This is a genomic window from Streptomyces sp. NPDC048291 (genome assembly GCF_043201715.1).
GTDB lineage: Bacteria > Actinomycetota > Actinomycetes > Streptomycetales > Streptomycetaceae > Streptomyces.
Window position 1 is genome coordinate 123168 of sequence record NZ_JBICZC010000017.1, and the last position, 13462, is coordinate 136629.

Below are 13462 nucleotides of genomic sequence, written 5' to 3' on the forward strand. Positions count from 1 at the left end.
GAGAAGAACGTGCAGGCGATCAACTGTCCCTTCGGTTTCAGCGAGGCCCTCGAGTTCGATCCGGCCCTGGCCGGCTTCATGGAGCGCGAGTCCCTCGGCACCATCCGGCTGCCGTACGGCGACTCGGACGCCTGGCTGGTAAGCAGATTCGAGTCCGTGCAGCAGGTGACCACGGACCCCCGGTTCAGCCGGGCGGCGATCATCGAGTACGACTATCCGCGGATGACGGCCGAGCCGATCGTCTCCCCCGAGTCGATCAACGTGATGGACCCGCCGCTCAGCAGCCGGATCCGGCATCTGGCCACCCAGGTCTTCACCCAGCAGCATGTGGACCGTATGCGGGACCGGATCTCCCTCCTCACGGACCGGCTGCTGGACGAGATGGAGTCCGAGGGCCCGCCGGCCGACCTGGTCCGGCACCTGTCCGACCCTCTTCCCCAGCACACGATCATGGACCTGCTGGGCATCGAGCGCGCGAAGTGGCCCCGGATGCAGGAGCAGGTCCACCGGCTGCTGGTGCTGGGCTCGGGCAACCGCGACGTCGCCCGCGCGGCCAAGCAGGACCTGACGGCCTACTTCGGCGAACTCGTCACCCAACGCCGCAAAGCCCCCGGCACGGACCTCGTCAGCCTGCTCGTCCAGGCACGGGACGGTGACGACCACCTCGACGACAGGGAACTGGCCGTCCTGCTGCTGACGCTCACGCTCAGCGGCCAGGACACGGCGACCTGCCAGATCAGCAACATCATGTACCTGCTGCTGACCCGCCCGGAGCTGGCGGAGTACGCCTACGCGCACCAGAAGGACCTGACGGAGTTCCTCCACGAACTGCTCCGGTACATCCCCTTCCGGAAGGGCGTGGGCATTCCCCGGGTGGCGCTGGAGGACGTCGAACTCGACGGGGTGCTCATCCGGCGCGGCGACTTCGTCCACGTCTCGTACCTGACGGCCAACCGCGACCCCGACCGCTACCCGGACCCGCACGAGATCGTGCCCGACCGTCCGGTCGCCCCCCACATGACCTTCGGCTGGGGCGGCCACCGGTGCATCGCGGTCCCCCTGGCGATGGCCGAACTGGAGGTCGCCGTCGGCCGCCTCCTGGACCGCTTCCCCGACCTCCGCCTGGCGGTGCGCCCGGAGGAGGTCCGCTGGGACACCGAGACCATCCGCCGGTTCCCGCTGGAGCTGCCGGTGGCCTGGTAGCAGGTACGGAGGGCCGCCCGGCGGCCGGCGCGCGGCGGTGTCCTAAGCGTCGGCGGCCAGGCGGTCCAGCCACTCGGTCATGAGGTGCTGTTCGGCCCGGCTGAGGACCGTCTGGTCGGGGAGGCCGGCACGCAGGGCCCGGGCGGCGCCGCCCGGGCCCGCGGTGCGTACGGCGGGTTCCTCCGTGGTGATGGCCGTGACCATCGCCTCCCGGAGGGTGGTCAGCAGCGCCGGGTCGCGGTCGCCCGTCGGCATGGACAGCCAAGTGAGGACGGCGCCGCGGGCCGTGGCGTGGATGACATTGGCCGCGAGGGCCTCGCCGACCCGCAGCCGCCCGCCGACAGCCAGCCGCCGGACCCGGCCCCGGAGGATCTCCAGCCCGGTCCGGAAGGCCGGCGAGTCGCTGCGCGCGACGTCGCCGTACATCAGCGAGTACAGCGCGGGGTTCTCCAGACCGAACCGGACCGCCAGGTCCCAGCTGTCCCGCAGGTCCTGGATCGGGTCCTCGGGGTCCGGGACGACGCGCTTGCTCGCGAGGAAGGCGGCGAAGCCGTGCTCGGCCACCGCCTCCAGCAGCCCCTCCTTGTCGCCGAACAGCCGGTAGATGGCCGGCGGCTGGAGCCCCGCGGCAACGGCGACCGCGCGGGTGGTGACGGCGTCCCGCCCCTCGCGCTCCAGCAGCCCGATGGCGGCGTCGATGACGCGCTGCCGGGTGTCGGGGGCGGAGCCGGTGGCGGCGTTCGTGGCACGTGATCCGGAAGGCATGTATCAACGATATCGCCCCCTTGCTTCCATCGTTAGTATCGATGTTATCGTTGAGATGTTTCCGTTGTTATCAACGTCGCAGAACGTCGTAGTCGGAGGACATCATGATCATCGTGACCGGAGCCACCGGACAGCTCGGCAGCCAGACCGTGGAGCACCTGCTGGCCCGCGTACCGGCGGACCGGGTCGGCGTCAGCGTCCGCGACCCGAAGAAGGCGCAGGCCCTCGCGGACCGGGGCGTGCGGGTACGGCAGGGCAGCTTCACCGAACCGGCAGGCCTGGCACACGCCTTCGAGGGCGGCACCCGGATACTGATCGTCTCCGTCGACCGGATGGGCGAGGAGACCGTACGGCAGCACCGCACCGCCATAGCCGCGGCCGTCGCGGCCGGCGCCCGCCGGATCCTCTACACCGCCCAGATGGGTGCGAGCCCCACCTCCCGCTTCCAGGCCTGCCGCGACCACGCGGCCACGGAGGAGGCCCTCGCCGCCTCCGGCATCCCCTGGACCTCTCTGCGCAACGGCTTCCACGCGGCCAGCGGGCTCGACTTCCTCGCCCCGGGCCTGGCCGCCGGAGAGGTGGCCCTGCCCGCCGACGGCCCGGTCTGCTGGACGGCGCACGCCGACCTGGCAGAGGCGGCGGCGGTGATCCTGGCGGACGAGGGCCACCGGTTCGAGGGGCCGACGCCCCCGCTCACCGGGACCGAGGCGCTCACCTTCGCCGACCTCGCCGCCCTCGTGAGCGAGCTCACCGGCCGAACCGTCACCCGGACCACCGCACCGGACGCCATGTTCCACGCCCGCCTGGTGGCCGGCGGCGTGCCCGCCGAAACGGCCGACCAGCTCCTGACCATCTTCACCGCCGCCCGCGAGGGCGAGTTCGCGACCCCCGACCCCGCGCTGGCCCAGCTGCTCGGCCGCGAACCCGTCTCCGTGCGCACCCTGCTGCGCGAGCGGCTCGCCCAGGGGTGAGGACGGGCCGATCGCGTGGTCGCGGGTCCATGTCGGCCCGTTAGCGCTCGGCCAGCAGAAAGGCCTGCGGGCTGACCTCCCCGAGCCCGGCGTCCGGTTCCCGCACCGTGCTGGAGTACAGCGTGAACCCGGCGTCGGCCAGCAGGGCCGTCATCCGCTCCGGCCGCCGCCGCAGGAAGTCCAGCGTCACCGGATGCCCCCAGGGGTTCTCGTGCCGCCGTGCCACGTCCCCCACCTGGAACGCCAGGAGCAGCCGCCCGCCGGGCCGCAGCACCCTCCGGAACTCACCGAACAGCGCCGGCAGCCGGTCGTCCGGCGTGTGGATGGACGAGTACCAGCACAGCACGCCGTCCAACGCCCCGTCCGCCGCCTCCAGGTCCAGCATCGAGCCCTGGAGGAAGCGCAGTCCGGGATTCTCGCGGCGGGCGATGGCGAGCATCGACTCCGAGAGGTCGAGGCCGAAGACCGACAGCCCCAGCGCGGCCAGCCGACCGGTCACCCGGCCGGGACCGCAGCCGAGATCGGCCACCTCGGCGCCGGGGCCCACGAGTTCGGCGAACACGTCCAACATGGCCCTCTCCACGGGCCTCTTGGCGAACTCGGAGCGGAAGCGGTCCGCGTAGTCGGAGGCGATCGCGTCGTAGAACGTACGGGTGGCGTCCAGGAAGTCGGCTGTCATGCCGCGGACCCTAACGGCCGCCACTGACAGACAACCCGAGCTCGGCCCACACCGTCTTGCCGACGTCCCGCCCGGTGACCCCCCAGGTACGGGCCAGCAACGACACGAGCACCAACCCCCGTCCCCCGTCCGCCTCCGGATCCGTCACGAACCGCAGCCCCCGGTCGCCCCTCGCGTCACTCACCTCGATACGGAGGGTGTCGTCCTCGGCGAGCAGCAGCAGCCGCACCTCGAAGTCCCGGCCGGGGACGCGACCGTGGGTGACGGCGTTCGCGGCCAGCTCCGCGACCAGGTGCTGGGCGGTGTGGTTCAGGTCGCCGTCGTAGGGGTGACCCCAGGTGTCCAGCGCGTTGGCCACGAGGCGGCGGGCCAGCCGTGCGCCGCGTGGGGTGGCGCTCAGACGCTGGGTCAGTTCGGCGGTGGGGGTGGAGATTTCGGCGTTCACGTGACAGAGCGTGGTCGGTTCTCCGTACCCTGACCAGGGGCGATCGCGCGACTCACGGTGACCGTACGGGTGTGTCGGGTGAGGCGTACGGGTCGTCGGCCGTGACCACGAGGACGTCGAGGCGGTGGGTGCGTGACGGACGTACAGCAGGAGCGGAGGCCGGAGACTCCGGCGGAGGCCGACGGGACGACGGGGCTCATCACAGCCCTGGGCAAGATGCTGAAGCTGCTGCGCGAGCGGGCGGGGCTCACGCAGAAGGAGTTCGGGGCGATGGTGGGGTACGGCCCCGATGCCATCTCGGCGATGGAGAGGGGGGTGCGCGTCCCGCAGCCGGACATGCTCGTGAAGGCGGACGAGTTGTTGGGGGCCGGGGGGTTGCTGGTCGCGGCGATCCCTGAGCTGAAGGAGGCGATGAAGAGGGCGCGGACGCGGCATCCCGAGTGGTACAGGGGATACGCGGTGCTTGAGGCCGAGGCTGTCGAGCTGCATCACTACTCCAACCATGCGGTGCATGGATTGCTCCAGACCGAGGATCACGCGAGGGCTGTGTTCGCCAAACGTCGCCCGTTCCTCGACGAGGAGACCATCGAGAGGCGGGTTGCCGACCGACTCTCGCGTCAGCAGGTCTTCGAGAAGTGGCCCTCGCCTGTCGTGAGTTACGTAATCGAAGAGGTCGTGCTGGACCGGCCGATCGGTGGACCACGCGTGCACAAGGTGCAGTTGGAACGCCTGTTGCGCGTCGGCGCTATGCGGAACGTGGAGATCCAGGTGATGCCAACCAAGGTCCAGGAACATCCCAACCTGGACAGTGCGTTCAACCTCTTGACCCCCAAGAAGCATGCGCAGGTTGCGTACACGGAGGCGCAGGGATACCCCCGGCTCATCACCGACTTGGAAGAGGTCCGAAAGATCGCGGACCGCTATGGGATCATGCGGGCGATGGCTCTACCGCCCATGGAATCCCGCGTGTTGATCGAAGGGAAGCTGGAGCAGCTATGAGCAGCGAGGAACTCACCTGGTTCAAGGCCAGCTACAGCAGCGGCGAGGGCGGCGATTGCGTCGAAGCCGCCTACACCTGGCGTAAGTCGTCGTACAGCAGCGGCGGGGGCGGCGAGTGCCTCGAAGTCCGCACCCATCCCTCCGCCATCCACATCCGCGACTCCAAGCGCAGAGCCGCCCCCCACCTGACCCTCTCCCTCTCCTCCTGGTCGGCGTTTCTGACGGGGATCGCCTCCTCGTAGGGGGCCGCGGCGATGGGGGACGGGGGAGGATCGGCGGTTCTGGCTCGGGTCGGCCTGGTCGCGGTCACGGTTGTGCCGCCAGGTGCCCTCGGGGCGGCGTACCACTCCGGCGTCGCGCGGCACCCGGTCCTCGCGGCCTGCGCACTGGTCGGGTACGAGGTGCTGGTGGTCGTGACCGGCTTCGCGGGCAAGGTCTTCGGGGAGTTGCAGGGCCGCTGGGTGACGCGGGTCGCCGACACCATCGACCGTTGGCTGCAACGGCGGACGTCGAGGTTCGAGCAGTCGTACCGGCGTCATGTCCGCAGCACGCACCGCTTCGTCGATCTCAAGGGGCTGGCCACGCGCGGGGATTACACGCCGGGGCTGGAAGAGGTGTTCGTCGATGTGAGCGTGGCGCCGGGACCGGTGCACACGGCGGAACGGGAACCGCTGGCCGGTGCCGTACCCGGGCCCGGGGCGCGGCAGTCGATCGACGAGTTCCTGGACGGCGAGCAGGGCGCATGCCTGGCGCTGATCGGCGCACCGGGCACGGGAAAGACCACGCTGCTCAAGCACTTGGCGCTGCGGCTGGCGGGAGACTCCCACGGCCGTGTACCGGTACTCCTCTACCTCCGCGACCACGCGGAGGCGATCACGGCGGACCCCTCTCTTACGCTCCCGCAGATCATCACGGCGTCGGTGGGCAGCCTGGAACCACCGGAACCCGAGGGCTGGTTCGAGGAGCAACTGCGGGACGGGCGTTGCCTGGTGCTGCTCGACGGTCTGGACGAGGTGGCCCGGGAGGAGGACCGCAGGCACGTCTCCGCGTGGGCGGAGAGACAGGTCGAGCGGTACGAGCGCAACGACTTCGTCCTCACCTCCCGTCCCCACGGCTACCGGACCGCCCCCCTCAACCGCGCCCGCGTCCTCCAGGTGCGCCGCTTCACCGGCGAGCAGATCTCCCGCTTCCTGCACGGCTGGTACCGGACGATCGAGCGCCTGAGCACGGGCGTGCACGACGCCGGGGTGGAGACGCGGGCGGCGGCGGAGGCGGAGGACCTGATCCGACGCCTGCGCGACCGTTCGGTGTTGTACGACCTGGCGGCGAACCCCCTGCTGCTGACGATGATCGCGAACGTGCACCGGTACCGGGGCGCGCTGCCCGGCAGCCGGGCGGAGCTGTACGCGGAGATCTGCCAGGTGCTGCTCTGGCGCAGGGCCGAGGCGAAGAACGTGGCGACGGTCGCGGACGAGGTGCCGGGGGCGAAGAAGGAGGTGGTGCTGCGGGAACTGGCGTACACGATGATGGCCGAGGGCCGTCGCGACATCGCCGCAGGGCAGGCCGCCGAACTGCTGGAACCGGCGCTGGCCAGGGTCGCCGCGACCACCGGCCCGGACGCCTTCCTCGCCTCCGTGGTGACCAGCGGACTCCTGGTGGAGCGCGAACACGGCCTGTACGCCTTCGCCCACCTCACCCTCCAGGAACACCTCGCGGCCCTGCACATCCAGCACCGCCGGCTCGTCGACGTGCTCGTCGCCGGGATCGACGCGGACTGGTGGCGGGAGACGACGCTGCTGTACGCGGCCCGTACGGATCCGGCCCCGATCGTGGAGGCGTGCCTGGCGGCCAACACCACCCGGACGCTGGCCCTGGCCTTCGACTGCGCGGAACAGGCCACGGAACTGTCCCCGGTCACCGCGGTCCGCCTCGACACCCTGCGCCGGCAACTCCTGGACGAGCCGGCCGGCACCCCGCGCCGCCGCCTGATGACCGCGGTCACCGTCACCCGCCAACTCCGCGACACGGTACGGCTCAGCGACGACGCCCAGGTCACGGTCCGGCCGGTCACGCGCGAGCTGTACGGCCTGTTCACCGGCAAGCCCACCGGGCCGAGGCCGGCGGACCCCGCCGTGGGCATCACCCGCACCGAGGCGGTGCAACTGGTCGACTGGATCAACGACCTCCTCCCCGAGGGCACCACCGTCCGCCTGCCCACCCACGCGGAGGTCACCGACCCGGCCTTCACCTTGACCAGCCGCGTACCCGGACACAGCGTGTGGCACGCGGCCATGGAGCCGGGGGCTCTGCCCGAGCTGTGGGTTCCGGACGGCCTTCCACATCCGTGGTCGGGCGGGACGAGCCTTCCCGAGGGACTCGACCTGGTCGCCCTCACGGCGACCCTGGCACACGTCCGCGGCCTTCATGACGCCGAGTTCACCGCCCCCGACTACGACCTCGACGCCACCCTCGCCCTGACGCTCGCTCTCGCCCGCAACCTCGACCGTGCCGTCCGCCTCGGCCTCGACCACATGGACGGTCTGCACGTCGACTTGAGAGAGGTCCTCGCTGTCGTCGGCCTGTCCCAGGATGTCGACGTCCGTCTGCGCCGTGCCGCCCTTCTCGCCGCCGACAAACTCGCGGGCCGCGCTCAGGACGGATCGGAGGTTCTCCCTGCCGCTCGGGAAATCGCCGACGTAGTTGCCGACGGATACGGCAGCCTCCCCCTTGCTCTCGGCATGGCCCTCGAAATCCTCGTCGCTTCCGGCTACGGCCCCGCTCCTCTTCCCGAGACGACCGCTCGCAGCCGGGCCTTCGCCGACGACCTCGACCGGCTCTACCCCGCTCCGCCCGCCGAGACGGACCTGCTCGAAGCAGCGTTCTCCGCCTACCGGCTGCTGCGGTGGCTCACGTTCAGCGAATCGGACGCTTCGTCGCGGGACAGAAGACGCCTGCGCGCATTCGTCGAGCGGGTGGCCGACCCGCTGAGCGTGCAGACGCGTTGGCGCGTCACGGTCCACGACGACGAGATCATCCCTGTGCTCGAAGATGCCGTCGCACGCACGCCGGCTTCCGACAACCGGCCGAAGTACGGAGGCGTGCTGATGAGTCGGCTGGCGCGGCAACTGGAGTCGCTGGCCCGATCGCTGCCCGATCCCGGTGCCGGAGAAGGCCTCTGGCGCGTCCACCTCGCCCACATGGAGGTCGCCGCCTTCACGCTGGCCGCGCTGGCCGACGACGACGCCTTCGATCCTGCCCTGGGCGCCCTCTACCGCCGGGTCGCCGCCGGCCTCCAGATCCTCCGCCACCGTGCCGAAGGCAGGATCACCCCCACCGAGACCCTGATCCTCGTACTCTCCTGATCACTCCACGGCGACCGGCAGCGCCTGCCCACTCGCCTCCTCTACCCCAGCCCCGCCGCCCTTAGCGCCGCCGTCACCGCCGCCGCCCCCACGACCACCACCGCGAACGGCGCCTTCCTCCACGCGAGTACGCCGGCCACCAGCACCCCGGCCGGGCGCGCCCACCCCGTGAAGCCGCCGTTCTCCGTGAGTGCGCCGGTCGCGAGGAGTGCGGTCAGCAGGACCACCGCTCCCGCCGACGCCAGCTCCTGGACCCGCGCCGGGATCTCCACCCGGCCGTGCAGCGCCGGGCCCACCAGCCGGAAGGCGTACGTGCCGAGGGCGAGGGCCAGGATCATGACCACCGTTGCGTTCATCGTCGTACCACCACCAGGGCGCAGAGGGAGAGCAGGACCGGGACCCCGGCGGGGACGGCGGGGGTCACCGCGAGGGCGATAGCCGCGCCGAGCAGGGCTGCTCGGCGGACCCCCGCGTCCTCGCGGAGGGCGGGCAGGACCAGGGCGACCAGGACGGCGGGGAACGCCGCGTCCAGGCCGTAGCGGGCGGTGTCGCCGAGGGTGCCGCCCGCGAGGGCGCCGGCCGCCACCCCCACGTTCCAGGCGGCGAACAGGCCGAGGCCCGAGATCCAGAACGCGGCCCGGCGGCGGGCCGGGTCCGGCTGGGCCAGGGCGAAGGCGACCGTCTCGTCGGTGACCAGGTGGGCGCCGAGCAGGCGGGTGGCCCGGCCGGGGCCGAGCAGGTCGGCGACGGCCAGGCCGAAGGCCGCCGTACGGGTGTTGAGGAGCAGGCCGGTGGCCGCGGCGGCCAGCGGGCCGCCACCGGCGAGCAGTACGCCGACCGCGCTGAACTGGGCCGAGCCCGCGTACACGACGAGGGACATGACGACCGGGACCCACACGGGCAGGCCGCCGGCGACGCTGACCGCGCCGAAGGAGACGCCGACGATCCCACCGGCCAGCCAGACGAGTGAACTGTCCCGGACCAGGGAGGCTGTTCTCCCGGGGTGGGTTGTTCGGGCTGTTCGGTTTGGCGAACGCATGTTCTTTATGGTGAACGCGTAGGGTGGTGTTCGTCAAGGCGAACGGTCGTACCGATGGAGCGAACGAACGAGATGTCCGAAGCAACCGGCCGGCCGGACCGGCTTCCGATGGAGTGGATCGCCGGGGCGCTGAAGCGCGAGCGGGCCCGGGCCGGACTCTCCCTGTCCGAGCTGGCGAAACGGGCCGGCGTCGCGAAGTCCACGCTGTCCCAGCTGGAGGCCGGCGGCGGCAACCCGAGCGTGGAGACGCTGTGGTCGCTCGGGGTGGCGCTCGGCGTGCCGTTCAGCGTGCTGGTCGAGCCGCCGGTGTCCGGCGTTCAGGTGATCCGGGCGGGGGAGGGGCCCACGGTCGCGTCGGAGCGGGCCGACTTCGCCGCCACCCTGCTGTCGTCCTGCCCGCCCGGAGTCCGCCGGGACCTCTACCACCTGCGGATGGAGCCGGGCGTGGCGCGGGAGTCCGAGCCGCACATTCCGGGAACGGTCGAGCATCTCGTCGTATGCGGCGGGCAGGTTAAGGCGGGGCCACGCGGAGAAACCGTCGAATTGAACCCCGGTGATTACCTGACATATCGCGGCGATATTCCGCATGTGTACGAGGCGCTGGCGCCCGGCACCACGTTCGTGCTGGTGATGCAGCACGTGTAAACGGGGACGGAAAAGGCAGGAGCCCCGTCGCCTGACGGCGCGGGGCTCCTTGGGTACTGCACTCAGTCTGCGATCAGACTTGGTTTGTCTGAGATCAGACGGGGGTGACGTTCTCCGCCTGCGGACCCTTCGGGCCCTGCGTGACGTCGAAGCTCACCTGCTGGTTCTCCTCCAGGGAGCGGAACCCGTTGGCGTTGATCGCGGAGTAGTGGACGAAGACGTCGGGGCCGCCGCCTTCCTGGGCGATGAAACCAAAGCCCTTTTCGGCGTTGAACCACTTCACGGTTCCGGTAGCCATAAGCCCTCCTTGGGCCCAAAAGGGTCGCCCTGCTCCAGAACCTGCAAGTGTGAAAACAAACTAAGTGCCGCACAACTGCATACGTCTGAAAACGACAAGAGCCCACGGTTACATGCTCCGCAGGCTCTGTACTGCAAGGGAAACCAAACTGCAACTTGCGTTGAGCCTAGCATGTAGGCAGCCGAAAGCAACAGGGGCCAAGATCACGTCACCCGGACGTTTGAATCGCCCCGAGGGTGGGTTGACCGGAAGGGCGGTCGGACACCGGAGGCTGGGGGCGGTCCCAGCACGCTACCCCATGGGGTCTAGTCTCGCGATGTGGACAATTCTCGCACCCGGCCGCGCGTCGGCCACATCCAGTTCCTGAACTGCCTGCCCCTCTACTGGGGGCTCGCGAGAACCGGCACCCTTCTCGACTTCGAGCTGACCAAGGACACCCCTGAGAAGCTCAGCGAGCAGCTGGTGCGCGGCGACCTCGACATCGGGCCCATCACCCTCGTCGAGTTCCTGCGCAACGCCGACGACCTGGTCGCCTTCCCGGACATCGCCGTCGGCTGCGACGGCCCGGTGATGTCCTGCGTGATCGTCTCGCAGGTCCCGCTGGACCAGCTGGACGGCCGCCGGGTCGCCCTCGGCTCCACCTCGCGTACTTCGGTCCGCCTCGCCCAGCTGCTGCTCGCCGATCGCTACGGCGTCCAGCCCGAGTACTACACCTGCCCGCCCGACCTCAGCCTGATGATGCAGGAGGCGGACGCGGCGGTGCTCATCGGCGACGCGGCCCTGCGCGCCAACCTGCTGGACGCCCCGCGCTTCGGCCTCCAGGTGCACGACCTCGGCGCACTGTGGAAGGAGTGGACGGGCCTGCCGTTCGTCTTCGCGGTGTGGGCGGCGCGCCGGGACTACCTGGAGCGCGAACCGCACCTGACCCGCGAGGTGCACGGCGCCTTCCTCGACTCCCGCAACCTCTCCCTGGAGGAGGTCGCCAAGGTCGCCGAACAGGCCGCCCGCTGGGAGGAGTTCGACGAGGCGACCCTCGCCCAGTACTTCACCACCCTCGACTTCAGCTTCGGCGCCCCCCAGCTGGCCGCGGTGACGGAGTTCGCCCGCAGGGTGGGCCCGACGACCGGCTTCCCGGCAGACGTAAAGGTCGACCTGCTGAGCGCCCCGTAAGGATCGCCCCGCACAGAGCGCCCCGTAAGGGGCGCGGGGAACTGCGCGACCAGCCCCCACCGGGCCCGCGGCAAAACAACCACCCGACCCGCGGAGCGAATAGGCTTCAGCTGAACTCTCTGGGGGGTGAGGGCGCATGCAGCCGCTCGCGGGCGACGAACCCACAACCGTCGGACCGTACCGGCTGCTCGGCCGGCTCGGCTCCGGCGGCATGGGCCGCGTCTATCTGGGCCGATCGGCCGGCGGCCGCTCCGTCGCCGTCAAGATCGTGCACCCGCACTTCGCCCTGGACGAGGAGTTCCGCGCCCGCTTCCGCCGCGAGGTGCAGGCCGCGCGGCGGGTCGGCGGCGCCTGGACCGCCTCCGTCCTGGACGCCGACCCGGACGCCCCCGTGCCCTGGGTCGCCACGGCCTACGCGGCCGGCCCCTCCCTGACGGCCGCCGTGACCGACGGCGGCCCGCTGCCCGCGCACACGGTACGGGCGCTCGGCGCGGGACTCGCCGAGGCGCTGACGGCGGTGCACGAACTCGGGCTCGTGCACCGGGACGTGAAGCCCTCGAACGTGCTCCTGACCCTCGACGGACCGCTCCTCATCGACTTCGGCATCGCCCGCGCCACCGACGGCACGGCTTCGCTGACGTCCTCGGGGGTGTCGATCGGCTCGCCCGGATACATGTCCCCGGAGCAGATCCTCGGCAAGGGCGCCACGGGCGCGGCGGACGTCTTCTCCCTCGGCGCCGTACTGGCGTACGCGGCCAACGGGGCGCCGCCGTTCCCCGGGGACTCCTCGGCCGCCCTGCTCTACAAGGTCGTCCACGAGGAGCCCGAACTCGGCTCGCTGAGCGGAGAGTTGCGGGAGGTGGCCGAGGCCTGCCTCGCGAAGGAGCCGGAGCGGCGGCCGGGCCCGGCGGAGGTGGCCCGGCGGCTGGCGCCCGAGGGGACCGCACGGCTGGTGGCGGGCGGGTGGCTGCCGGGGGCGCTGGTGGAGCGGGTGAGCCGGAGCGCGGTGGAGGTGCTGAACCTGGAGGCGGCGGAGGCCGTGCCGGCCGTCGTACCGGCGCCCTGGCCGGTGACCGGGCCGGTGGAGTTCAGCACCCCTTCCGTGGCCGGGGAGTTCGGCCCGCCGCCGACGGTGCCGCCCGCGGTCGTACCGGAACCGACGGTGCCGCCCGCGGTCGTACCGGAACCGACGGTGCCGCCCGCGGTCGTACCGGAGCCGCGGGATGCCGCGCCCGCGGCGGAGGGGACGCCCGAGACACTCGGGAAGCCCGGCAAGGTGTCCGTGAGCGTCGCGGCGACCGCCGTACCGGGCGCGGACGGCCGCGGGCGACGGGTGAGCTGCACGGTCGCGCTCGCGGTGGCCGCCGCGCTGGCGGTGGTCACCGTCGGGGTGGGGTTCCTGGTGCAGCCGTTCCTCCGGGCCGACGGCGGGACGGACAGTGACGCGGGGGCCACCGCCAAGTCGCCCTCGGCATCGGCGTCGTCCCCGGCCGGGGACGGGAAGATCCCGGCGGCCTACCTCGGCACCTGGGAGGGCTCGGCGACCGCCCTGTCCGGCAACCTGCCCATCGGCACCTTCCGGGTCACCGTCGAACAGGCTTCGGTGGGCCAGGAGTTGGGCCGCCTGCGGCAGACCGACCAGCTGGGCGGGGTCTGTACGGACATCCTCAGGCTGAGATCGGTGACGGCGGCCAGGATCGTCGCCTCCTCCACCGGCGCCAAGGGCAACCACGACGGCTGCGACCCCGCCACGAACACCGTCTACCTGACCCCGAGCCACGGCGACCTGGTCTACACGTCGAACAGCTCGGCGGAGGGGAACCCGGTCGCGGTGATGTCGAAGACGGGGGACTGAGGACCCGGGGTCCCCTGCCCCGCGAAGGCCC

At 71.4% G+C, this 13462-nt stretch carries 14 protein-coding genes; 8 read left to right on the forward strand and 6 right to left on the reverse strand.

Annotation, left to right across the window (positions count from 1 at the left end; all coding sequences use genetic code 11):
• The first annotated feature begins 9 nt into the window (after nt 1-9).
• Nucleotides 10-1203 (forward strand): cytochrome P450, encoded by a 1194-nt coding sequence (locus tag ACGF5O_RS39895; RefSeq protein ID WP_393814833.1) that lies wholly within the window; start codon nt 10-12, stop codon nt 1201-1203.
• A gap of 42 nt (nt 1204-1245) precedes the next feature.
• Here ACGF5O_RS39895 and ACGF5O_RS39900 read toward each other — a convergent pair whose 3' ends face one another.
• Complete coding sequence (locus ACGF5O_RS39900) at nt 1246-1968, reverse strand: TetR/AcrR family transcriptional regulator (protein ID WP_393814834.1); 723 nt, start codon at nt 1966-1968, stop codon at nt 1246-1248.
• Nucleotides 1969-2072: 104 nt separating this feature from the next.
• Between ACGF5O_RS39900 and ACGF5O_RS39905 the strand changes: the two genes are divergently transcribed.
• Complete coding sequence (locus ACGF5O_RS39905) at nt 2073-2939, forward strand: NAD(P)H-binding protein (RefSeq protein ID WP_393814835.1); 867 nt, start codon at nt 2073-2075, stop codon at nt 2937-2939.
• A gap of 40 nt (nt 2940-2979) precedes the next feature.
• Here ACGF5O_RS39905 and ACGF5O_RS39910 read toward each other — a convergent pair whose 3' ends face one another.
• Together ACGF5O_RS39910 and ACGF5O_RS39915 are read right to left on the reverse strand one after the other, a co-directional pair.
• The gene (locus ACGF5O_RS39910; RefSeq protein ID WP_393814836.1) at nt 2980-3618 is read right to left on the reverse strand and encodes a class I SAM-dependent methyltransferase; all 639 of its coding nucleotides are present in this window, start codon (nt 3616-3618) and stop codon (nt 2980-2982) included.
• Nucleotides 3619-3628: 10 nt separating this feature from the next.
• Nucleotides 3629-4063 carry an ATP-binding protein gene (locus ACGF5O_RS39915; protein ID WP_393814837.1) on the reverse strand — a complete coding sequence of 145 codons (435 nt, stop codon included), beginning with the start codon at nt 4061-4063 and terminating at the stop codon, nt 3629-3631.
• Between the two features lie 132 nt (nt 4064-4195).
• Between ACGF5O_RS39915 and ACGF5O_RS39920 the strand changes: the two genes are divergently transcribed.
• Genes ACGF5O_RS39920 through ACGF5O_RS39930 form a run of 3 tightly spaced genes read left to right on the forward strand, consistent with a single transcriptional unit; the run spans nt 4196 to nt 8424 of the window.
• On the forward strand, nt 4196-5062 hold the full coding sequence (locus tag ACGF5O_RS39920; protein ID WP_393814838.1) for a helix-turn-helix domain-containing protein: 867 nt from the start codon (nt 4196-4198) through the stop codon (nt 5060-5062).
• Nucleotides 5059-5304 carry a DUF397 domain-containing protein gene (locus tag ACGF5O_RS39925; RefSeq protein WP_393814839.1) on the forward strand — a complete coding sequence of 82 codons (246 nt, stop codon included), beginning with the start codon at nt 5059-5061 and terminating at the stop codon, nt 5302-5304. The genes ACGF5O_RS39920 and ACGF5O_RS39925 overlap by 4 nt, the downstream gene beginning before the upstream one ends.
• A gap of 12 nt (nt 5305-5316) precedes the next feature.
• A complete protein-coding gene (locus ACGF5O_RS39930) occupies nt 5317-8424 on the forward strand; it encodes an NACHT domain-containing protein (RefSeq protein WP_393814840.1) in 3108 nt (1035 codons plus the stop codon).
• 41 nt (nt 8425-8465) lie between these two features.
• Here the strand turns inward: ACGF5O_RS39930 and ACGF5O_RS39935 are convergent, their stop codons facing one another.
• Together ACGF5O_RS39935 and ACGF5O_RS39940 are read right to left on the reverse strand one after the other, a co-directional pair.
• Nucleotides 8466-8780 (reverse strand): AzlD domain-containing protein, encoded by a 315-nt coding sequence (locus ACGF5O_RS39935; protein WP_393814841.1) that lies wholly within the window; start codon nt 8778-8780, stop codon nt 8466-8468.
• Nucleotides 8777-9463: an AzlC family ABC transporter permease gene (locus ACGF5O_RS39940; RefSeq protein WP_393814842.1), complete on the reverse strand. Its 687-nt coding sequence runs from the start codon at nt 9461-9463 to the stop codon at nt 8777-8779. The genes ACGF5O_RS39935 and ACGF5O_RS39940 overlap by 4 nt, the downstream gene beginning before the upstream one ends.
• A 54-nt stretch (nt 9464-9517) precedes the next feature.
• Between ACGF5O_RS39940 and ACGF5O_RS39945 the strand changes: the two genes are divergently transcribed.
• Complete coding sequence (locus ACGF5O_RS39945; protein ID WP_393814843.1) at nt 9518-10108, forward strand: helix-turn-helix domain-containing protein; 591 nt, start codon at nt 9518-9520, stop codon at nt 10106-10108.
• Nucleotides 10109-10202: 94 nt separating this feature from the next.
• On the opposite strand, the gene ACGF5O_RS39950 is transcribed toward ACGF5O_RS39945, so the two are convergent.
• A complete protein-coding gene (locus tag ACGF5O_RS39950) occupies nt 10203-10406 on the reverse strand; it encodes a cold-shock protein (RefSeq protein WP_007490911.1) in 204 nt (67 codons plus the stop codon).
• A 318-nt stretch (nt 10407-10724) separates the two neighbouring features.
• Between ACGF5O_RS39950 and ACGF5O_RS39955 the strand changes: the two genes are divergently transcribed.
• Nucleotides 10725-11576, forward strand: coding sequence for a menaquinone biosynthetic enzyme MqnA/MqnD family protein (locus ACGF5O_RS39955; protein WP_393814844.1), 852 nt, complete (start codon nt 10725-10727; stop codon nt 11574-11576).
• A gap of 136 nt (nt 11577-11712) precedes the next feature.
• Nucleotides 11713-13431: a serine/threonine-protein kinase gene (locus tag ACGF5O_RS39960; protein ID WP_393814845.1), complete on the forward strand. Its 1719-nt coding sequence runs from the start codon at nt 11713-11715 to the stop codon at nt 13429-13431.
• Nucleotides 13432-13462 lie beyond the last annotated feature (31 nt).

What these genes read in the sequence shown, in the direction of transcription:
- ACGF5O_RS39900 (WP_393814834.1), bottom strand. Translation starts at nt 1,968, where the DNA reads ATGCCTTCCGGATCACGTGCCACGAACGCCGCCACCGGCTCCGCCCCC.
- ACGF5O_RS39905 (WP_393814835.1), top strand. Translation starts at nt 2,073, where the DNA reads ATGATCATCGTGACCGGAGCCACCGGACAGCTCGGCAGCCAGACCGTG.
- ACGF5O_RS39910 (WP_393814836.1), bottom strand. Translation starts at nt 3,618, where the DNA reads ATGACAGCCGACTTCCTGGACGCCACCCGTACGTTCTACGACGCGATC.
- ACGF5O_RS39925 (WP_393814839.1), top strand. Translation starts at nt 5,059, where the DNA reads ATGAGCAGCGAGGAACTCACCTGGTTCAAGGCCAGCTACAGCAGCGGC.
- ACGF5O_RS39930 (WP_393814840.1), top strand. Translation starts at nt 5,317, where the DNA reads ATGGGGGACGGGGGAGGATCGGCGGTTCTGGCTCGGGTCGGCCTGGTC.
- ACGF5O_RS39935 (WP_393814841.1), bottom strand. Translation starts at nt 8,780, where the DNA reads ATGAACGCAACGGTGGTCATGATCCTGGCCCTCGCCCTCGGCACGTAC.
- ACGF5O_RS39940 (WP_393814842.1), bottom strand. Translation starts at nt 9,463, where the DNA reads ATGCGTTCGCCAAACCGAACAGCCCGAACAACCCACCCCGGGAGAACA.
- ACGF5O_RS39945 (WP_393814843.1), top strand. Translation starts at nt 9,518, where the DNA reads ATGGAGCGAACGAACGAGATGTCCGAAGCAACCGGCCGGCCGGACCGG.
- ACGF5O_RS39950 (WP_007490911.1), bottom strand. Translation starts at nt 10,406, where the DNA reads ATGGCTACCGGAACCGTGAAGTGGTTCAACGCCGAAAAGGGCTTTGGT.
- ACGF5O_RS39960 (WP_393814845.1), top strand. Translation starts at nt 11,713, where the DNA reads ATGCAGCCGCTCGCGGGCGACGAACCCACAACCGTCGGACCGTACCGG.